Origin of the sequence: Pseudomonas wenzhouensis (assembly GCF_021029445.1) — a bacterium.
GTDB lineage: Bacteria > Pseudomonadota > Gammaproteobacteria > Pseudomonadales > Pseudomonadaceae > Aquipseudomonas > Aquipseudomonas wenzhouensis.
In genome coordinates, this window is sequence record NZ_CP072610.1 from 2,629,841 (window position 1) to 2,649,016 (window position 19,176).

A 19,176-nucleotide genomic window follows, 5' to 3' on the forward strand; every position below is an offset into this window, starting at 1 on the left:
GATGATCCTGCTGATCTCCGATCTGCACCTCGAAGAGAAACGCCCGGATATCACCCGGGCGTTTCTGCATTTTCTCGCCACGCGCGCGCGCCAGGCCGAGGCGCTGTATATCCTCGGCGACTTCTTCGAAGTCTGGATCGGCGACGACGGCATGACGCCCTTCCAGCACGAGATCGCCCGTGCCCTGCGCGAACTGAGTAATGCCGGCACGCGCATCTACCTGATGCATGGCAATCGCGACTTCCTTATCGGCAAGGCGTTCTGCCGCGCGGCGGGCTGCACCTTGCTGAGCGACCCGCACAAAGTGCAGATGGGCGGCGAGTCGGTCCTGCTGATGCACGGCGATAGCCTGTGCACCCTCGATGTCGGCTACATGAAGCTGCGCCGCTGGCTGCGCAATCCGCTGTCGCTGCTGATCCTGCGTAACCTGCCGCTCACTACCCGGCAGAAGCTGGCGCGCAAGCTACGCAACGAAAGCCGCGCACAGACGCGGATGAAAGCCAGCGAGATCGTCGATGTCACGCCCGAGGAAGTGCTCAAGGTGATGGACGAATACGGCGTGCGCACGCTGATCCATGGCCATACCCACAGGCCGGCGGTGCATGAGCTGGAGGTGAATGGCCAACCGGCACGCCGTATCGTGCTGGGCGACTGGGATCGTCAGGGCTGGGCATTGCAGGTCGATGAACAGGGCTTCAACCAGACGCCGTTCGAACTGACACCAGCCTGACCGTAGCCCGGATGAAATCCGGGGCGATCTTTCGATAAATCCCCGGATTTCATCCGGGCTACGACTGCAGGGCTTTGCTCCCCTCTCCCGCCCTGCGGACACCCTCATCCCGCAAGCGGGAGAGGGTCATCAGATGGCCGCTTCGCGGCTGCTGCTTGCTGGCACACCGCTGTGGAAACGAAACTGCTCGTCCGGCGAGATGATCAGTTCACGCTCCACCGCGCGTACCACCTCGATACGTGCGTCCACATCGGCCGCATCGCCATACAGGTAAGCGAGCTTGAGATACCCCCGATAGTGGCGCCCTTCACTCTCCAACAAGCCGGCGTAGAACTTGGCCAGTTCGGCATCCAGATGCGGCACCAACGCGGCGAAGCGCTCACAGGAGCGCGCCTCGATAACAGCCCCGACCACCAACACATCCACCAACCGCTCCACCTCACCGCCGCGCAGGAGCGCGCGCAGGCCAGCGGCATAACGTGAAGCCGAGACGTGACGAACCTCGATACCACGGCCACGAATGATCTTGCTCACCTGCTCGAAGTGCACCAGTTCCTCACGGGCCAAACGCGACATTCTCGCGGTCAATTCGGTCTTGGTCAGGTAGCGCCCCATCAGGCTAAGGGCCGTTTGCGCCGCCTTGTATTCCAGGTTGCGGTGATCGAGCAGGAGGATCTCCTGCTGGCGCAAGGCCTCGTCCAGCCAGGCGTCAGGGGTCGCAACACCACCGAGAAACTCGAGAATTTCCTGCAGGATAGTGACAGGTTCCTCACCATTACTCGGAACATGCTGGGTATTTGACATCATGATTGAAGCGCTCTCGGTGCTGGCGAGGTTGGAAATGGCGGGCCATTATACGAGTGGCAGGCCGGACGACCAGCATGCCGTTGATACAGGTCAACATGCCGCTGATAACGACCCGCCTATAGTTGGATAACTGCCATTTACGCTCAGGGAGATGACCATGCAAGCGATCCGCAGCATTCTGGTGGTGATGGACCCCCAGCACCCGGAAGCCCTCGCACTGAAGCGGGCAAAACTGATAGCGGGAGTCACTCAGTCGCATCTGCACCTGCTGGTCTGCGACAAGAAAGGCGACCACAGTGTCTGGCTCAATGACCTAAGCAGCGAACTGGGCAAGGAAGGCTTCAGCGCTTCGTCGCAGCAGTCCTGGCATGACAACCCGCATCAGACCGTCATCGCTGTGCAGCAAGCCGAGGGCTGTGGCCTGGTCATCAAGCAGCATGCCCCCGACAACCCGCTGAAAAAAGCCATTCTCACCCCGGAAGACTGGAAGTTGCTGCGCTACTGCCCCGCGCCGGTTCTGATGGTCAAGACCGATACTTCCTGGACCGGCGGCAACATCCTGGCTGCCGTGGACGTCGGCAATTCAGATGGCGAACACCGCACCCTGCATTCCGGCATCGTCAGCCACGGCTACGATATCGCCGGCCTAGCCAAAGGCACGTTGCACGTGGTCACTGCGCATCCGACGCCAATGCTGTCGGCCGCCGACCCGACCTTTCAGCTCAAGGAAACCATCGAAGCGCGCTACCGCGAGCAATGCCGCAGCTTCCAGAACGAATACGACATCAGTGACGAGCGCCTGCATGTGCTCGAAGGCCCTGCCGACGTAGTGATTCCGCAGGTCGCCAGCCAATTCAACGCCGCCGTCACGGTGATTGGCACCGTGGCCCGCACCGGACTTTCCGGCGCCCTGATCGGCAATACCGCAGAAATCGTGCTGGACTCTTTGGAAAGCGACGTGCTGGTACTCAAACCGGACGATGTCATCGCCCACCTCGAAGAACTCGTCGCCCAGCGCTAGGGCGCAGTTGCCAGGACGAACATGCCGCTTTTCAGCGAGCGGCATGCTCTCCTGAAAACCGGACTAGACCCGCAACTCCAGGCCTTCACGCAGAAATTTCGGCGCGATGTAGCGCTCGTAGTGCGCTTCGGAGAGCAGAAAGAACTCGCGATCAATGGCGTCGCGCAACTCGGGCAACGTCCAGTTACGGAACTCGGGCAGCAACACCATGCCGTAGGCATCAAGCTGGTTGATCATCCGTGCGCCACGCGCAATCAGCTGATAGGCCCAGCAATAAGGCGACTGCTGCGGCACGAAGCGAATCTGCCTCTGTTCCAGCTGGCTACGCAGACGCAGCTCATCGAACACCTCGACCTTGGCCGTCATCACCTGCACCAACAGCACTTCCAGACGCGTCCAGACCGCACGCTTTTCATCGTCGTTGTAGCTGTTCCAGTTGATCACCTCATGATGAAAGCGCTTGCAACCGCGGCACACGACATCACCATAGACGGTCGAACAAAGCCCCACACAAGGCGTCTTGATGCGCTGATTGGACATGACAAGGCAATAAGGACTACTGAAAGGTCTGGCATCTTAGCCCTTTGTCTAATTCAGATCACCCCCGCCAACAGGCCGCAGAAAAACTGCCTGCATTGGCAATACTGCGTTAAAAACGACCTCAAAATGCTCATTTACAGCAGGTAATCTCCGCTTTTTCGGCCGTTTTGCTTTGTCTGGCCTGCCTCGCCTAGGTTTTTTCAACGGCCTGTCAATGCGGGGACATCGGCTTAACTTTGTGCGCACTTTCCATTAGAATCGGCCCGCCTTGTAAAGGCACCAATGTCCGTTGGAAGCTGTTTTCAAAGCGTCACGAGCACAGTCGATCCTGCAGGTACGATGGCGGCGCAGCCAATTGGAGTCCCCCCGAGCGACTGCGTCAGCCCTCATCAGAAACCGTCCTGCCGGCGTAAAACTTTGAAAGCAGCTTCTACAAGAGACTCGTGAAACCTCGGCTGATCGGCTCATAAAGTCGGAAAGCGCCTGGTTCATGGGTATCTGGATCGCGTCCCGGACAACCCTTTGGGACCACTGATGAGGGTAATAACTGTGCTTGAAGCCTATCGCAAACACGTAGCAGAGCGTGCCGCTCAGGGTATCGTGCCCCAGCCGCTGAACGCCGAACAAACCGCAGGCCTGGTCGAGCTGCTGAAAAATCCGCCGGCTGGCGAAGAAGAATTCCTCGTAGACCTGATCACCAACCGCGTACCGCCAGGCGTGGACGAAGCTGCCTACGTCAAGGCCGGTTTCCTCTCTGCCGTTGCCAAGGGCGAAGCCACTTCCCCGCTGATCAGCAAGCAACGCGCCGTCGAGCTGCTGGGCACCATGCAGGGCGGCTACAACATCGCCACCCTGGTCGAACTGCTGGACGACGCCACCCTGGGCGCCGTTGCCGCCGAGCAACTCAAGCACACCCTGCTGATGTTCGACGCCTTCCACGATGTCGCCGAGAAAGCCAAGGCTGGCAATGCCAACGCCAAGGCCGTGCTGCAGTCCTGGGCCGATGGCGAGTGGTTCACCGCCAAGCCGGCCATCGCCGAGAAGTACAGCCTGGCCGTGTTCAAGGTGCCTGGCGAAACCAACACCGACGACCTGTCCCCTGCCCCGGACGCCTGGTCGCGCCCTGACATCCCGCTGCACGCCCTGGCCATGCTGAAAATGGCTCGCGACGGCATCGTGCCGGAGCAGCAAGGCGCCATCGGCCCGCTGAAGCAGATCGAAGAGATCAAGGCCAAGGGCTTCCCGGTCGCCTACGTCGGTGACGTGGTCGGTACCGGTTCTTCCCGTAAGTCCGCCACCAACTCGGTGCTGTGGTTCTTCGGCGACGACATTCCGTACGTTCCGAACAAGCGCGCTGGCGGCTTCTGCTTCGGCACCAAGATCGCCCCGATCTTCTACAACACCATGGAAGACGCCGGCGCCCTGCCGATCGAGTTCGACGTGTCGAACATCAACATGGGCGACGTGATCGACGTCTACCCGTACGCTGGCAAGGTCTGCAAGCACGGCACCGACGAAGTCATCACCACCTTCGAACTGAAGACCCCGGTGCTGCTCGACGAAGTCCGCGCTGGCGGCCGTATCCCGCTGATCGTCGGCCGCGGCCTGACCGAGAAGGCGCGCGCAGAGCTCGGCCTGGGCTCCTCCGACCTGTTCAAGAAGCCGGAGCAGCCGGCTGACAGCGGCAAGGGCTTCACCCTGGCGCAGAAGATGGTCGGCAAGGCCTGCGGCGTCGAAGGCGTGCGCCCGGGCACCTACTGCGAACCGAAGATGACCACCGTCGGCTCCCAGGACACCACTGGCCCGATGACCCGTGACGAGCTGAAAGACCTGGCTTGCCTGGGCTTCTCCGCTGATCTGGTGATGCAGTCCTTCTGCCACACTGCGGCCTATCCGAAACCGATCGACGTCACCACCCACCACACCCTGCCGGATTTCATCCGCACCCGTGGCGGCGTATCCCTGCGTCCTGGCGACGGCATCATCCACAGCTGGCTGAACCGCATGCTGCTGCCGGATACCGTCGGCACCGGTGGCGACTCGCACACCCGCTTCCCGATCGGCATTTCCTTCCCGGCCGGTTCCGGCCTGGTGGCCTTCGCCGCCGCCACCGGCGTGATGCCGCTGGACATGCCGGAATCGGTTCTGGTGCGCTTCAAGGGCAAGATGCAACCGGGTATCACCCTGCGTGACCTGGTCCACGCCATCCCCTACTACGCCATCCAGAAAGGCCTGCTGACCGTCGAGAAGAAAGGCAAGAAGAACATCTTCTCCGGCCGCATCCTCGAGATCGAAGGTCTGGACAACCTGACCGTCGAGCAGGCATTCGAGCTGTCCGACGCCTCCGCCGAGCGTTCGGCTGCCGGCTGCACCATCAAACTGCCGGAATCGGCCATCGCCGAGTACCTGAAGTCCAACATCACCCTGCTGCGCTGGATGATCAGCGAAGGCTATGGCGATGCCCGCACCCTGGAGCGCCGTGCCCAGGCGATGGAAGCCTGGCTGGCCAACCCGGTGCTGATGGAAGCCGACAAGGACGCCGAGTACGCCGAAGTCATCGAAATCGACCTGGCCGAGCTCAAGGAGCCGGTGCTGTGCGCCCCGAACGACCCGGACGACGCCCGTCTGCTGTCCACCGTGGCCGGCGACAAGATCGACGAAGTGTTCATCGGTTCGTGCATGACCAACATCGGTCACTTCCGCGCTGCCGGTAAACTGCTGGACAAGGTCAAGGGCGGCATCCCGACTCGTCTGTGGCTGTCGCCGCCGACCAAGATGGATGCTCACCAGCTGACCGAGGAAGGCTACTACGGCATCTACGGCAAGGCCGGTGCACGCATGGAGATGCCGGGCTGCTCGCTGTGCATGGGTAACCAGGCACGTGTGGCTGCCAACTCCACCGTGGTGTCGACCTCCACCCGTAACTTCCCGAACCGTCTGGGCGATGGCGCCAACGTGTACCTGGCCTCTGCCGAACTGGCAGCGGTCGCCTCGATTCTCGGCAAGCTGCCGACCGTTGAGGAGTACATGGCCTACGCGAAGGATATCGACAGCATGGCTGGCGACATCTACCGCTACCTGAGCTTCGACCAGATCGCCGACTTCCGTGAAGCTGCGGCCAACGCCAAGATCCCGGTCGTTCAGGCCTGATCCCCGCGTTGTAAAAGGAGCCCCGCCCAGTGCGGGGCTTTTTTATATCTTCATCGCGCCAACCCCGCCTGCCTTGTGGCATATGCCTTGCTTCGTCACTGGCAATACGGCCCTTCCAATAGCGGAACAGGCCTCAGCGACAACGGCGTCGTACTGGATTCGGGAGGATTCGCCCCGGGATCAGTGCGACGTTTTTTATGGGCCAGCGACGGCCAAGCAGCGTATTGCGTGACCTAAAGGAAAGCAGCATGAGCGAACACGACACCCCTCGCGACGATGCCCTGACCTGGGCCTGGGGCAACAATGCCCCAGAGAAGAGCGTGCTGAACATCGGCTTCATGGCCCTGAGCGACTCGGCCTCAGTGATCGTCGCCGCCACGCAGGGCTTTGCCGAGAAGTACGGGCTCAGCATCAGGCTGCATCGCCAGACCTCCTGGGCCGGCCTACGCGACCGCCTGCTCAGTGGCGAGCTGGATGCCGCGCACAGCCTTTACGGGCTGATCTATGGCGTACAGCTGGGTCTCGGCGTCGGTTCGGCCACCGACATGGCCGTGCTCATGGGGCTGAACCAGAACGGCCAGAGCATCAACCTCTCGCACACTTTACAAGCGGCCGGCGTGACCAGTGGCGAAGCACTGCGCCAGCACGTGCACCAAAACAAAGCACGCCTGACTTTCGCCCAGACCTTCCCCACCGGCACCCATGCCATGTGGCTCTATTACTGGCTGGCCAGCCAGGGCATCCACCCGCTGCGCGATGTCGACAGCGTGGTGGTGCCGCCGCCACAGATGATCGAACACCTGAAAGCCGCGCGCATCGACGGTTTCTGTGTCGGCGAACCCTGGACCGCCAAGGCTGTCGATGAACAGCTCGGCTGCACCCTGACCACCATCCAGGCGATCTGGCCGGATCATCCGGAAAAGGTACTGGGCTGCACCCGCGCCTTCGTCGAGCAGCACCCCAACACTGCCCGCGCGCTGATCATGGCGGTGCTTGACGCCGCCCGTTTCATCGATGACAACGAAGAGAACAAGCGCAGCACGGCGCAGCTACTCAGTGGCAGCGAGTATGTCGACGCCCCGCTCTCGGCGATCACACCGCGCTTTCTTGGCCAGTATCAGGACGGCCTGGGCCACGCCTGGCTGGACGAGCATCCGCTGCGCTTTCACGCCGGCGGCCTGGTCAACCAACCATACCTGTCCGACGGCATGTGGTTCATGACCCAGTTCCGCCGCTGGGGCCTGCTGCGCAGAGACCCCGACTACCTGGCAGTGGCCCGCCAGGTTCAGCAGTTGGCTCTGTACCGCGAGGCAGCGACGGCCCTAGGCATTGCCGTACCGGGCGACATGCGCAGCTCCATCCTGCAGGATGGCAGTTGCTGGGACGGCAGCGACCCTGCCGCCTACGCGCGTAGCTTCCCTCTGCATGCCCTGGCCGATAATCCGGCTGTCGCCCTGTAATCATCGGGAGTGTCATCGATGCTGCGTATCCTGCTGATTAACGACACCCCGAAGAAGGTCGGCCGCCTGAAATGCGCGCTGATCGAGGCGGGTTTCGAGGTAATCGACGAGTCCGGCCTGACCATCGACCTGCCGGAGCGCGTGGAAGCCGTGCGCCCCGACGTGATCCTGATCGACACCGAATCGCCCGGCCGCGACGTCATGGAGCAGGTGGTACTGGTCAGTCGCGATCAGCCACGGCCGATCGTCATGTTCACCGATGAGCACGACCCCGGCGTGATGCGCCAGGCGATCCAGAGCGGCGTCAGCGCCTACATCGTCGAAGGCATTCATGCCCAGCGCCTGCAACCGATCCTCGACGTGGCCATGGCCCGCTTCGAGAGCGATCAGGCATTGCGTGCCCAACTGCAGGCGCGTGATGCACAACTGGCCGAACGCAAACGCGTCGAGCTGGCCAAGGGTCTGCTGATGAAAATGAAGAGCTGCAACGAGGAGGAGGCCTACACCCTGATGCGCCGTCAGGCCATGAGTCGCCAGCAGAAGCTGATCCAGGTGGCCGAACAGATCATCGCCATGCACGACATGCTCGGCGGTTGACTGTTGCGCTACGCCGCTCGCTGGCTGTACTGGACAGCGAGACGGCGGCGCGCGTATCTTCGCCGCAGGCTGCAGCAGTGGCCAACGTCGCTCGGACGGTTCCGGGCGCTTACGTACTTCGAGGAAATCATGGCTGATAACGCCAAGCGTCGCTTTGCGCGCATCGATCGTCTGCCCCCCTACGTCTTCAACATCACCGCCGAACTGAAGATGGCTGCACGCCGTCGCGGCGAGGACATCATCGACTTTTCCATGGGCAACCCCGACGGTGCGACGCCGCCGCACATCGTCGAGAAGCTGGTGCAGGTCGCCCAGCGTGAAGACACCCATGGCTACTCCACTTCCCGCGGTATTCCGCGCCTGCGCCGCGCCATCTCGCGCTGGTACAAGGACCGCTACGACGTGGAGATCGATCCGGAAAGCGAAGCCATCGTCACCATCGGCTCCAAGGAAGGCCTGGCACACCTGATGCTGGCCACCCTGGATCATGGCGACACCGTGCTGGTGCCCAACCCCAGCTACCCGATCCATATCTACGGCGCAGTGATCGCCGGTGCCCAGGTGCGCTCCGTGCCGCTGGTGCCGGGCGTAGACTTCTTCGCCGAGCTGGAACGCGCCATTCGCGAGTCGATCCCCAAGCCGAAGATGATGATTCTCGGCTTTCCCTCCAACCCCACCGCGCAGTGCGTGGAGCTGGACTTCTTCGAGCGCGTGGTGACCCTGGCCAAGCAGTACGACGTGCTGGTGATTCACGACCTGGCCTACGCCGACATCGTCTACGACGGCTGGAAAGCCCCGTCGATCATGCAGGTGCCGGGCGCCAAGGACATCGCAGTGGAGTTCTTCACCCTGTCCAAGAGCTACAACATGGCCGGCTGGCGCATCGGTTTCATGGTCGGTAACCCCGAGCTGGTCAGCGCCCTGGCGCGGATCAAGAGCTACCACGATTACGGCACCTTCACCCCGCTGCAGGTCGCGGCCATCGCCGCGCTGGAAGGTGACCAACAGTGCGTGCGCGATATCGCCGAACAGTACCGCCAGCGCCGCAACCTGCTGGTCAAGGGTCTGCACGAGATCGGCTGGATGGTGGAAAAACCCAAGGCCTCGATGTACATCTGGGCCAAGATTCCTGACGCCTATGCGCATCTGGGCTCGCTGGAGTTCGCCAAGAAGCTGCTGGCCGAAGCCAAGGTCTGCGTCTCGCCGGGCCTGGGTTTTGGTGACTACGGCGACGACCACGTGCGCTTCGCCCTGATCGAGAACCAGGATCGCAGCCGTCAGGCCTTGCGTGGCATCAAGGCGATGTTACGCGCAGACGGCCTGCTGCCAGGTAAGCCAGCCAAGACCGCGGCTGAGTAAATACAAAAAGGGCGCCGCGAGGCGCCCTTTCTGTATGGCCATGGATACCGACAAGTTCTGCGACAATTCATGACGCTACCTGCGCCAGACGGTAGTTTCAGGTAATTGCCCGACAAAGTGAACGCCCGTACACTGCGCGCCCCTCCCCTGACGGTTCCCCCCAATGCTTTTCGTTTTGCGCATGCTGCTGATGGGCGTGCATTTCATCCTGGCCGGCATACTCGGTCTGCTGCTCGGCCTGTGCCGCCCGTTCAACTCGGACAACAGCCGCCTCTGCGCCCGCCTCTATTCGCTGCCGGCCCTGTATCTGCTGCGCCTGAAGTTGAAGACCGATGTTCGCCCGCTGCTGGAACACCAGCGCTCCTGTGTGATCATCGCCAACCACCAGTCCAACTTCGATCTGTACGTGCTCGGCCGCGTGGTACCGGAGCGCACCGTGAGCATCGGCAAGAAGAGTCTCAAGTGGGTGCCCTTCTTCGGCCAGCTGTACTGGCTGGCCGGTAACGTCTTGATCGACCGCAGCAACGCAGTGACCGCCAAACGCGCGATGCTCACCACCACTGAAACCCTGCGCCATCGCGACACGTCGATCTGGGTCTTCCCGGAAGGCACGCGGAACCTTGGCCGAGGCCTGCTGCCGTTCAAGAAAGGCGCGTTTCAGATGGCGATCACGGCTGGCGTGCCGATTATTCCGGTATGCGTCAGCAGCTATGCCAAGACCATGCGCCTGAACCGCTGGAACAGTGGCAGCATCATGATTCGCTCGCTGCCGGCCATCCCAACTGCCGGCCTGAGCCTGGACGATATGCCTGCGCTGATGGAACGTTGCCAACAGGCCATGAGCGCGTGCATCGACAGTATGGACCTGGAATTGGCGACGTCTTAGACAAGAGACAAGCCGCGCACCGCATCATCGGCCCGGGAACCGCTGTACTCCGGGCCTTACATGCCTATGGCAACGCTCAGGCCTTGGTCTCCTTGCCCTGAGCGACGAAGCGCATCATCCACTCAGCCACGGCCTTGCCCTGTTGCGTATGCTTCAGGCTGTCCACCCCCTGCTGATAGACCTGCTCGCCAAGATGCTGCTGACGCAGATCGAGCAACGCCCGCGAATAGTCATGCACGAATTCCGGGTGGCCCTGGAAACACAGGACCTGATCCTCGATGTGGTAGGCGCCAATCGGGCAGAAGTCACTGGTAGCCAGCAGCGTGGCCTTTTCCGGCAGACGGGTCACCTGATCCTGGTGGCTGATCAGCAACTGCAGTTCGTCCAGCGACGGACTCATCCACTCGGGTTTGTTCTCCAAGCGATAGCTGTGCACCCCTACGCCCCAGCCCTGCTCCGCGCGCTCGGCTTTGCCACCGAGCAGCAAGGCCAGCAGCTGGTGACCAAAACAGATGCCCAGCAGCTTGTCGCCGCGTTCATAGCGCTCGAGCAGGTACTCTTTCAGCGTTTGAATCCAGGGCTCACTGCCGAAGGAGTCAGCCTTGCTGCCAGTCACCAGATAAGCATCGAATTGCTCACTATCGGGCGGATAGTGCCCCTCCACCACGTTGTAGACACTGAACTGCGCCGCCACCGGCTGCTGAGCGAACAACTGCTCGAACATATGGCCATAACCCTGGTACTGATCGACCAGTTCAGGGCGGAGAATGTCAGTTTCCAGGATGCAGATACGCAGTGACATGAGGTTTCCTGTGGCAAACACGGAGGGCGGGTGATTTGTGCGTTTTACTTAACACATGAACCCCCACAAAGAAATAGCCGCGCCTGACTTTTCAGGAAGATTGGCGATATCCGGCACTGTGCAAAGCACCGAACAATTGTCAATTAAAATTGACAATTTGCAATAGCCTCCGTGGTGATCATGCCTCGCGGGTAACCTGGCAACAGGGTGGTCTAGACTCAACTGCGGATATTCACACCGAGAGGAAACACAGCATGCACGCACGCACACTGATCACTCTGCTCACAGGCAGCCTGTTGCTGGCCGGTAACGCCCTGGCGGATCGCCCCGGCAGCGACTGGATCAGCATCGAGGATGCCCTGAACAAGGCACGCGCAGCCGGCTATACCGAACTGCACAAGATCGAAGCCGACCATGATGGCTACTGGGAAGGCGAAGGTTTGAAACAGGACGGCCGCCTCTACGAGTTTCGCATCGACGGCAAGAGCGGCCAGGTGATCCGCGAACAGTTGGAAGACTGATTCACAGCGCTAAGGAAACTAGCCCAGCCGGGCTAGTTTCAAGCCGATACAGGGCCAAACTGTCTTTGGCAGGAGTCCCGCCCCGGGACGAAGCGTTGCGAGCCACCGTCACCCAGGTTCGCGGCGGGGCGCCGCGCCTACAAGTTCAGCGCCCCCATTACTGGCCGGCAGTGTTAGAACATCTCGCCCCTGGCGGCCTTTTCCAGCAACAGGGCTGGAGGCAGGAAGCGCTCACCATACTGCTCGGCCAGGTACTGCGCACGGGCGACGAAGTCCTTCACGCCGTACTGGTTGATGAACTGCAGCGCACCACCAGTCCAGGCGGCGAAGCCTATGCCGAAGATCGAGCCGATATTGGCGTCGGCCACCGACTTGAGTACGCCCTCTTCCACGCAGCGCACCGTCTCGATGGCCTGGATGAACAGGATGCGGTCGCGCACGTCCTCCTGCGAAATCTGCGCATCGGCTTTCTCGAAGCGCGCCTTGAGCTCGGGCCACAGGTGCTTCTTGCCACCCGCCGGGTAATCGTAGAAACCACTCCCGGCCGCCTTGCCCGGACGCTTGTACTCATTGAGCATCAGATCGATCACGGCAAAGGCCGGGTGCTCGGGGATGGATTTGCCCTCGGCCGCCAGATCCTTGATGGTCTGCTGGCGGATGTGATTCATCAGGCTCATCGACACTTCGTCGCTGATCGCCAGCGGGCCGACCGGCATGCCGGCCTTGCGCGCTTCGTTCTCGATCATCGCCGCGCTGACGCCTTCACCGAGCATGGCCAGGCCCTCATTGGTGAAGGTGCCGAATACCCGCGAGGTGAAGAAGCCGCGGCTGTCGTTGACCACGATGGGGGTCTTCTTGATCTGCATGACGTAGTCGAAGCCACGCGCCAGCGTCTCGTCACTGGTCTTCTCGCCGCGGATGATCTCCACCAGCGGCATCTTGTCCACCGGGCTGAAGAAATGCAGGCCGATGAATTTCTCCGGTTTGGCCACGGCAGTCGCCAGGCCGGAGATCGGCAGCGTCGAGGTGTTGGAGGCGATCACCGCGTCGCTCAGCGCAGCGGCCTCGGCGGCAGCGGTGACCTTGCCCTTGAGCGCACGATCCTCGAACACGGCTTCGATGATCAGGTCGCAGCCGGCAAAATCCGCCTCGCTGTCGGTCGCTTTGATCAGCGCGAGGAAAGACTCGCGTTGATCGGCCGTCATGTGGCCCTTGCCGACTTTCTTGTCGAGCAGCTTGGCCGAGTAGGCCTTGCCCTTCTCCGCCGCGTCGAGGGACACATCCTTGAGTACCACCTCGATACCAGCGGCCGCTGACACGTAGGCAATGCCGGCGCCCATCATGCCGGCACCAAGCACGCCGACCTTTTTCGTCTGGGTTTTCGGATAGCCCTGTGGGCGCGAGCCGCCGGCGTTGATCTCGTTCAGTTGGAACCAGAAGGTGCCGATCATGTTCTTCGCCACCTGACCGCAGGTCAGCTCGGTGAAGTAGCGCGCCTCGATGATCTGCGCGGTGTCGAAATCGACCTGCGCGCCTTCTACGGCCGCGCACATGATCTTCTCCGGCGCCGGGAAGCAGCCCTTGGTCTTGTCGCGCAGCACGCTCGGGGCGATGGCCAGCATCTGCGCCACGTTCGGCGAGCTGGGCGTGCCGCCGGGAATCTTGTAGCCCTGCACGTCCCACGGCTGCTTGGCCGCCGGGTTGGCGGCGATCCAGGCGCGGGCCTTGGCCAGCATCTCGTCACGGTCGCTGGCCAGATCGTGGATCAGGCCGGCCTTGAGCGCAGCATCCGGGCGTACCTTCTTACCCTCGGCCAGGTACGGCAACGCCTTTTCCAGGCCAAGCAGGCGCACCATGCGCACTACCCCACCGCCGCCCGGCAGCAGGCCGAGGGTGACCTCCGGCAGGCCGAGCTGGACGTGGCTCTCGTTCAGCGCGATGCGGTGGTGGCAGGCCAAGGCGATTTCCCAGCCGCCGCCCAGCGCTGCGCCGTTGATGGCGGCCACCACCGGCTTGCCGAGGGTTTCCAGGCGGCGCAGTTGGCCCTTGATTCTCAGGATCATCTCGTAGAAGCCCTGGGCCTCAGCCTGGGTGACCTTGATCAGTTCATTGAGGTCGCCGCCAGCGAAGAAGGTATTCTTCGCCGAGGTGACGATCACCCCGGCGATCGAGTCCTTTTCCGCTTCCAGGCGGTCGACGATCTGGCCCATGGCCTCGCGGTACACCGCGTTCATGGTATTGGCGCTCTGGCCGGGCATGTCCATGGTCAGGACGACGATATTGTCCTGGCCTTTTTCGTAACGGATGGCGTCAGTCATTTTTGTATTCTCTTCCCAAAGCTGTGGGAGCTGCGTAGGGCGGGTGCAGCCCGCCAGCACACGAATGGCGGGTTTCACCCGCCCTACCGATCAGATTCGTTCGATGATGGTGGCGATGCCCATGCCGCCGCCCACGCAGAGGGTGGCAAGGCCATAGCGCAACTGGCGTTTCTCCAGCTCGTCGAGCAGCGTGCCGAGGATTGCGCAGCCGGTGGCGCCCAGCGGGTGGCCCATGGCGATGGAACCGCCGTTGACGTTGACCTTGTCCTCGCTCACGCCCATGTCCTTCATGAACTTCATGACAACGGAGGCAAAAGCCTCGTTGACCTCGAACAGGTCGATGTCGTCGATGGAGAGTCCCGCCTTGGCCAGTGCCTTGCGCGTGGCCGGCGCCGGGCCGGTGAGCATGATGGTCGGGTCGGTGCTGGTCACCGCCGTGGCGACGATGCGCGCGCGCGGCTTCAGGCCCAGCTCTCTGCCCTTGGCTGCGGAACCGATCAGCATCAGCGCTGCGCCGTCGACGATGCCAGAACTGTTGCCGGGCGTGTGCACGTGCTCGATCCGTTCGACGTGGCTGTAGACGCGCAGCGCGGTGGCGTCGAAGCCCATCTGCCCCATCATCTCGAAGCTCGGCTTGAGCTTGCCGAGGCCTTCCAGGGTCGAATCAGCACGGATGAACTCATCATGGTCGAGCAGCACGATGCCGTTCTGGTCGGTCACCGGAATCAGCGACCTGGCGAACGATCCATCGGCACTGGCGCGTGCCGCCTTGTGCTGCGAGCGCAGGGCGAAGGCATCGACATCCGTGCGGCTGAAGCCCTCCAGGGTGGCGATCAGATCGGCGCCGATGCCCTGAGGTACGAAATTGCTGTGCATGTTGGTTTCAGGGTCCATGACCCAGGCCCCCCCGTCGGAGCCCATGGGCACGCGCGACATGGATTCCACACCACCGACTACCACCAGATCCTCGAAACCGGAGCGCACCTTCATCGCGCCCAGGTTCACCGCCTCCAGGCCCGAAGCGCAGAAGCGGTTGAGCTGCACGCCGGCGACGCTGACGTCCCAGTCGGCGACCATGGCGGCCGTCTTGGCGATATCAGCGCCCTGATCGCCCACCGGTGTCACGCAACCGAGGACGATGTCGTCCACCTGGCTGGTATCCAGGCCGTTGCGGGCTTGCAGGGCATTGAGCAGGCCGGCGACTAGCTGGACGGGCTTGACGCTGTACAACGCGCCATCCTTCTTGCCCTTGCCACGGGGCGTACGCAGTGCATCGAAAATATAGGCTTCGGTCATGGCGTCCTCGAGAGCTGGTGCAGCGCTGGCGACAAAATACGGCCACCGCGCGGGTTCTTGTTGCGACTTGCCTACCTTAACGCCGGGGCATCTGGGCTCAATGACCTAAGCGCTCAGCACCATTGACCACTGAGCTCAGACGAACGGTCGTTTACTCGATTGCCTGGCAGGCAGGCCAGCAAGCCGTCTGCTTCAAGGTCTACGGCATTGCGGACAAACGTCGGCATAGCTCAGGCTTTCTAGAAGCCAAGGCTTAGGAAGCAAGTGATCTAAGGCATGGCTGACTCCGCCCCTAGAGTTGCTTGTACACCCAGCAGGAAACGGGTGCCGGAAACCGTCGCCGGGTCATGCCGGGACGGTGAGTCAGAACCATGCCCGGGTGTGGTGCGGCAGTCAGCCTCTTTGGCCGGCACTCCACCACCCGATAACAACAAAAGGCACGCGGCCATGTTCAAGCAGCCGAAATACCGCCAGGCTGGCGTCATTCTGTTCGCCACGGCGGTGATCCTGATCCTTCCCAACCTGACCCGTCTGGTCAGTTGACCCTCGAACGCTCCCGAACCTGCGCAGACGCCGTGGCGCGATCAGCGCAGGACGGGCAGCCCGCACGGCTCCACCGACTGGGCGGATCTGGACTTCAGCAGCGGCGCAAGGGATCATGCCTCGACCCTCGCTTGTCACTGGAGCCCGCCATGCGCCTGTTCATCCTGATCGCCGGCCTGTTCGCTCTGCTCACTGCGCAAGCGGGCGAATACGATCAGGCCGCCGCCCTTTCCAGCCTGCAACGCGGCGACAGCCTGTTGATCGATGTCCGCAGCGCCGAAGAATTTGCAGAAGGCGCACTGCCCGGCGCGATTCGTATCGGCCACGACGACATCGCCACCCAGATCAGCCGCATCGCCCCTGACAAGGATCGCCCACTGATTCTCTATTGCCGTAGCGGGCGGCGTTCGGCACTGGCACAGCAAAGCCTGGAAGCAATGGGCTACAGCCAGGTGCTCAATGCCGGCGCCTATGACGAACTGCGGCCCCTACTGGATAAACCCTGATGAAACAGGCCCTACTGCTGGCCCTGACCCTGCTCGCCGGCTCGTTGCAGGCTGCCCAGTTCGAGGTGCAGCTTGCGAACGAATGGCACGTCTGGAGCAGCAGCGAGCTGCTGACGCATCCACAGGCGCGCGATATAGAAATCATCGATGACGTCAGCTACAAACGCCCCATGCGCTATCGCGCCGTGCCATTGAGCGCACTGTTGGAGGGCATCAGCCCCGGCGATCATCTTCAGGCAGTAGCACTCGACGGCTTTGCCGCCGAACTGCCAGCCGCCACCCTGCTGGCGCGCGAGGGCGCCAAGGCCTGGCTGGCCATCGAAGACCCGCAACACCCTTGGCCACCACTGGCCAAGGGCAAGCCCAGCGCCGGGCCCTTCTACCTGGTCTGGACCGATCCGGTCGCCAGCCAGATCGGCCCGGAGCAGTGGCCATTCCAGATCGCCCGGATTCGCCAACTGGCGCCGGTCGAGCAGCGCTTCCCCGCCCTGCTGCCGGCAGCAGACGCCAGCGCCGAAGTCCGTGCCGGTTTCGCTGTCTATCAGAAGAACTGCATGGCCTGCCATCGGCTCAATGGCGCAGGAGACTCCGAGTTCGGCCCGGATCTGAATATCCCGCACAACCCCACCGAGTACTTCAGCGGCGACTTCCTGCGCCAGTACATTCGTGACCCGCAGAGCCTGCGGCGCTGGCCGCAGGGGCGCATGCCGGGGTTTGACGAGTCAATCTTGCCACAGGCGGAACTGGAGCGATTAATCGCTTATCTGGGTCACATGGCCCAACGCAAGCGCAACACGAACCTGTAGAAGGGTTCGGGCGGGGAGCGCAGTGCTGACTGGCCACCCGAGGTGCGCACGGCGCACCCTACAAAAGGCTTATGGCGCCTCTTGGCACATCACTGCTGACGCACCTGCAAGAGCGGCGCGACCTGCACCTGCGCATGCATCTGCTCACCACCACCGCCTCGACGCATGCCGCGTACCGGGCAGGCATCAAGATAATCCAGCCCCACCGCCAGCTTGAGGTGACGCTCCGGGCGCGCCAGGCAGTTGGTCACGTCGAAGCTGTACCAGGCATCGCCGACCCAGGCCTCGGCCCAGGCGTGGCTGGCCAGGTGCTCGGCATCATCGGTGTAGAGGTAGCCCGACACGTAACGCGCCGGCACGCCGAGGCTGCGCACGCAGGCGAGAAAGGCATGGGTGTGATCCTGGCAGACGCCACGGCGGCCAGCGAAGACCTCGGCGGCGCTGGTGTCCACTGCAGTGATACCGGGCTGGTAGGCGATGTGCGCATTGAGCGCGTGCATCAGGTCGATCAAACCGTTGCGATCCGTGCGTGCCTTGCTCTGCTGCGCGGCGAACTCGCGGATGGCGTCGTCGGCCTGAGTCAGGCGGGTGAAACGCAGGAACGGCAACGCCGACTGGCACTCATGCTCGGCTTCACAGGTTTCATCGATCTCCACCTGGCCACGTGCACCGATGATGATGGACTCGTGCGGCTCGTCCAGGGTCAGCACATGGAGGATGTTGCCGTAAGGGTCGAGCTGGGCGTGTACCGGACGTGGCAGGTCGAGCTGCCAGCTGAGCACCTGTTGGCGTTCGCTGTCATGCGGGTCAGGCGCAGGTACTGGATGCTCGCGCGCACCTGATCGTCGTAATGGTAGGTGGTGTCATGGCTGATCGAGAGTCTCATGCGACCTCCAAGTAGGACGTGTGGATGGTGTTGCCCAGCTGGCGCACCAGCAGGATGAAGTCGGTAAGCCAGGCGTGCAGGCCTTCATCGAGCAATTCGTCGATGCTGGTGTAGCGCAACCGCGCATCCAGTTCGGCGGCCAGGCGCTGTGCCGGACGACCGTTCTCGCCGGGTAGGCCGGCGAGCATCAGGTTCAGTTCTTCCATGCAGGCACGCAGTGAACGCGGCACTTCCGGGCGCAACAAGAGCAACTCGGCCACTTTGCGCGTGCGTGGCGAGCCTCGATAAATCTCGGCAAACGCCTCGAACGAGGACAACGCACGCAGCAAAGCACTCCATTGGTAATAGCTGCGGGCGGTGCGCTCTTCCAGCTCGTCGATCTCTTCGCCGAGCATTTCGTAGCGCGCATCGAGCAGGCGCAGGGTGTTGTCGGCGCGCTCGATGAAGGTGCCCAGGCGAATGAAGCGATAGGCTTCGCCGCGCATGATGGTGCCGAAGGTGGCGCCAAGAAACAGGTGTGAACGCTCCTTGACCCACTCGCAGAAGCGGCTGATGCCGTAGCGCCCCAGGCCCTGCTCGGCGATACCGCGCATCTCCAGCCAGGTGGCGTTGATGTTCTCCCACATGTCGGCAGTGATCCGCCCGCGCACGGCATGGGCGTTGCTGCGCGCGGCCTGCAGGCAACAGTAGATGCTGCCCGGGTTGCTCGCATCGAGGGCGAAGAAGTGCAGCATGCGCTCGGCGTGCAGCGGGCCGTGGCGCTCCAGGTAGTCATCCAGGGTGCCGGTGATCAGCAGCGGCATGGCCAGTTCATCGAGGCCGTCACCACGGCCGTCCTGCGGCATCAGCGAAAGCGAATAGCTGACGTCGAGCATGCGCGCCAGATTCTCGGCACGCTCTAGGTAGCGCGACATCCAGTACAGGTCGGAGGCAGTTCTACTCAACATG

General features: G+C 62.4%; 17 protein-coding genes and 1 pseudogene. 10 read left to right on the plus strand and 8 right to left on the minus strand.

What is annotated here, in order from left to right; translation table 11 throughout:
- Position 1 precedes the first annotated feature (1 nt).
- Positions 2-730 (plus strand): UDP-2,3-diacylglucosamine diphosphatase, encoded by a 729-nt coding sequence (gene lpxH / locus J7655_RS12035; protein WP_230924649.1) that lies wholly within the window; start codon positions 2-4, stop codon positions 728-730.
- A gap of 129 nt (positions 731-859) precedes the next feature.
- Here the strand turns inward: lpxH and J7655_RS12040 are convergent, their stop codons facing one another.
- Positions 860-1,537, minus strand: coding sequence for a MiaE family protein (locus J7655_RS12040; protein ID WP_230924650.1), 678 nt, complete (start codon positions 1,535-1,537; stop codon positions 860-862).
- A gap of 157 nt (positions 1,538-1,694) precedes the next feature.
- Between J7655_RS12040 and J7655_RS12045 the strand changes: the two genes are divergently transcribed.
- Positions 1,695-2,558: a universal stress protein gene (locus J7655_RS12045; protein ID WP_230924651.1), complete on the plus strand. Its 864-nt coding sequence runs from the start codon at positions 1,695-1,697 to the stop codon at positions 2,556-2,558.
- Positions 2,559-2,621: 63 nt separating this feature from the next.
- Here J7655_RS12045 and J7655_RS12050 read toward each other — a convergent pair whose 3' ends face one another.
- Positions 2,622-3,098 carry a DUF1289 domain-containing protein gene (locus tag J7655_RS12050; RefSeq protein ID WP_230924652.1) on the minus strand — a complete coding sequence of 159 codons (477 nt, stop codon included), beginning with the start codon at positions 3,096-3,098 and terminating at the stop codon, positions 2,622-2,624.
- Between the two features lie 549 nt (positions 3,099-3,647).
- On the opposite strand from J7655_RS12050, the gene acnB reads away from it, so the two are divergent.
- The 5 genes from acnB (at position 3,648) to J7655_RS12075 (ending at position 10,550) form a co-directional block, all read left to right on the plus strand.
- The gene (gene acnB, locus J7655_RS12055) at positions 3,648-6,248 is read left to right on the plus strand and encodes a bifunctional aconitate hydratase 2/2-methylisocitrate dehydratase (protein WP_230927720.1); all 2,601 of its coding nucleotides are present in this window, start codon (positions 3,648-3,650) and stop codon (positions 6,246-6,248) included.
- A gap of 248 nt (positions 6,249-6,496) precedes the next feature.
- Positions 6,497-7,708 carry a CmpA/NrtA family ABC transporter substrate-binding protein gene (locus J7655_RS12060; protein ID WP_230924653.1) on the plus strand — a complete coding sequence of 404 codons (1,212 nt, stop codon included), beginning with the start codon at positions 6,497-6,499 and terminating at the stop codon, positions 7,706-7,708.
- An 18-nt stretch (positions 7,709-7,726) separates the two neighbouring features.
- Positions 7,727-8,305: an ANTAR domain-containing response regulator gene (locus tag J7655_RS12065; protein ID WP_036999951.1), complete on the plus strand. Its 579-nt coding sequence runs from the start codon at positions 7,727-7,729 to the stop codon at positions 8,303-8,305.
- A gap of 129 nt (positions 8,306-8,434) precedes the next feature.
- On the plus strand, positions 8,435-9,664 hold the full coding sequence (gene alaC / locus J7655_RS12070) for an alanine transaminase (protein WP_230924654.1): 1,230 nt from the start codon (positions 8,435-8,437) through the stop codon (positions 9,662-9,664).
- A 163-nt stretch (positions 9,665-9,827) separates the two neighbouring features.
- Positions 9,828-10,550: a lysophospholipid acyltransferase family protein gene (locus J7655_RS12075; protein WP_230924655.1), complete on the plus strand. Its 723-nt coding sequence runs from the start codon at positions 9,828-9,830 to the stop codon at positions 10,548-10,550.
- Between the two features lie 76 nt (positions 10,551-10,626).
- Here J7655_RS12075 and J7655_RS12080 read toward each other — a convergent pair whose 3' ends face one another.
- On the minus strand, positions 10,627-11,352 hold the full coding sequence (locus tag J7655_RS12080) for an amidotransferase (protein ID WP_230924656.1): 726 nt from the start codon (positions 11,350-11,352) through the stop codon (positions 10,627-10,629).
- A 254-nt stretch (positions 11,353-11,606) separates the two neighbouring features.
- Here J7655_RS12080 and J7655_RS12085 point away from each other — a divergent pair, with 254 nt between their 5' ends.
- Positions 11,607-11,873: a PepSY domain-containing protein gene (locus J7655_RS12085; protein ID WP_230924657.1), complete on the plus strand. Its 267-nt coding sequence runs from the start codon at positions 11,607-11,609 to the stop codon at positions 11,871-11,873.
- Positions 11,874-12,046: 173 nt separating this feature from the next.
- Here J7655_RS12085 and J7655_RS12090 read toward each other — a convergent pair whose 3' ends face one another.
- Both J7655_RS12090 and J7655_RS12095 read right to left on the minus strand, forming a co-directional pair.
- Positions 12,047-14,191 carry a 3-hydroxyacyl-CoA dehydrogenase NAD-binding domain-containing protein gene (locus J7655_RS12090; RefSeq protein ID WP_230924658.1) on the minus strand — a complete coding sequence of 715 codons (2,145 nt, stop codon included), beginning with the start codon at positions 14,189-14,191 and terminating at the stop codon, positions 12,047-12,049.
- Positions 14,192-14,281: 90 nt separating this feature from the next.
- Positions 14,282-15,487: an acetyl-CoA C-acetyltransferase gene (locus J7655_RS12095; protein ID WP_230924659.1), complete on the minus strand. Its 1,206-nt coding sequence runs from the start codon at positions 15,485-15,487 to the stop codon at positions 14,282-14,284.
- Positions 15,488-16,179: 692 nt separating this feature from the next.
- Here J7655_RS12095 and J7655_RS12100 point away from each other — a divergent pair.
- Together J7655_RS12100 and J7655_RS12105 are read left to right on the plus strand one after the other, a co-directional pair.
- Positions 16,180-16,536: a rhodanese-like domain-containing protein gene (locus J7655_RS12100; RefSeq protein ID WP_230924660.1), complete on the plus strand. Its 357-nt coding sequence runs from the start codon at positions 16,180-16,182 to the stop codon at positions 16,534-16,536.
- Entirely contained in the window at positions 16,536-17,342 is an 807-nt protein-coding gene (locus J7655_RS12105) for a c-type cytochrome (RefSeq protein WP_230924661.1), read from the plus strand. Before J7655_RS12100 ends, J7655_RS12105 begins: the two co-directional genes overlap by 1 nt.
- A gap of 89 nt (positions 17,343-17,431) precedes the next feature.
- Here J7655_RS12105 and J7655_RS21075 read toward each other — a convergent pair whose 3' ends face one another.
- The 3 genes and pseudogenes from J7655_RS21075 to J7655_RS12115 all read right to left on the minus strand — a co-directional run bounded on the left by J7655_RS21075 (position 17,432) and on the right by J7655_RS12115 (position 19,175).
- Positions 17,432-17,842: a transglutaminase-like domain-containing protein gene (locus tag J7655_RS21075; protein ID WP_420850946.1), complete on the minus strand. Its 411-nt coding sequence runs from the start codon at positions 17,840-17,842 to the stop codon at positions 17,432-17,434.
- 210 nt (positions 17,843-18,052) lie between these two features.
- Positions 18,053-18,228: pseudogene (locus tag J7655_RS21080) on the minus strand (transglutaminase N-terminal domain-containing protein); the annotation flags it as partial.
- Positions 18,225-19,175, minus strand: a complete 951-nt coding sequence (locus J7655_RS12115; RefSeq protein ID WP_230924662.1) for an alpha-E domain-containing protein — start codon at positions 19,173-19,175, stop codon at positions 18,225-18,227. The pseudogene J7655_RS21080 and the gene J7655_RS12115, both read right to left, overlap by 4 nt.
- Position 19,176 lies beyond the last annotated feature (1 nt).

Excerpts from the sequence above, each read along its gene's own strand:
- J7655_RS12090 (WP_230924658.1), bottom strand. The coding sequence starts at position 14,191 with ATGACTGACGCCATCCGTTACGAAAAAGGCCAGGACAATATCGTCGTC.
- J7655_RS21075 (WP_420850946.1), bottom strand. The coding sequence starts at position 17,842 with ATGCACGCGCTCAATGCGCACATCGCCTACCAGCCCGGTATCACTGCA.
- J7655_RS12065 (WP_036999951.1), top strand. The coding sequence starts at position 7,727 with ATGCTGCGTATCCTGCTGATTAACGACACCCCGAAGAAGGTCGGCCGC.
- J7655_RS12050 (WP_230924652.1), bottom strand. The coding sequence starts at position 3,098 with ATGTCCAATCAGCGCATCAAGACGCCTTGTGTGGGGCTTTGTTCGACC.
- J7655_RS12095 (WP_230924659.1), bottom strand. The coding sequence starts at position 15,487 with ATGACCGAAGCCTATATTTTCGATGCACTGCGTACGCCCCGTGGCAAG.
- alaC (WP_230924654.1), top strand. The coding sequence starts at position 8,435 with ATGGCTGATAACGCCAAGCGTCGCTTTGCGCGCATCGATCGTCTGCCC.
- J7655_RS12045 (WP_230924651.1), top strand. The coding sequence starts at position 1,695 with ATGCAAGCGATCCGCAGCATTCTGGTGGTGATGGACCCCCAGCACCCG.
- J7655_RS12075 (WP_230924655.1), top strand. The coding sequence starts at position 9,828 with ATGCTTTTCGTTTTGCGCATGCTGCTGATGGGCGTGCATTTCATCCTG.
- J7655_RS12105 (WP_230924661.1), top strand. The coding sequence starts at position 16,536 with ATGAAACAGGCCCTACTGCTGGCCCTGACCCTGCTCGCCGGCTCGTTG.
- J7655_RS12040 (WP_230924650.1), bottom strand. The coding sequence starts at position 1,537 with ATGATGTCAAATACCCAGCATGTTCCGAGTAATGGTGAGGAACCTGTC.
- lpxH (WP_230924649.1), top strand. The coding sequence starts at position 2 with ATGATCCTGCTGATCTCCGATCTGCACCTCGAAGAGAAACGCCCGGAT.
- J7655_RS12060 (WP_230924653.1), top strand. The coding sequence starts at position 6,497 with ATGAGCGAACACGACACCCCTCGCGACGATGCCCTGACCTGGGCCTGG.
- J7655_RS12100 (WP_230924660.1), top strand. The coding sequence starts at position 16,180 with ATGCGCCTGTTCATCCTGATCGCCGGCCTGTTCGCTCTGCTCACTGCG.
- J7655_RS12085 (WP_230924657.1), top strand. The coding sequence starts at position 11,607 with ATGCACGCACGCACACTGATCACTCTGCTCACAGGCAGCCTGTTGCTG.
- J7655_RS12115 (WP_230924662.1), bottom strand. The coding sequence starts at position 19,175 with ATGTTGAGTAGAACTGCCTCCGACCTGTACTGGATGTCGCGCTACCTA.
- J7655_RS12080 (WP_230924656.1), bottom strand. The coding sequence starts at position 11,352 with ATGTCACTGCGTATCTGCATCCTGGAAACTGACATTCTCCGCCCTGAA.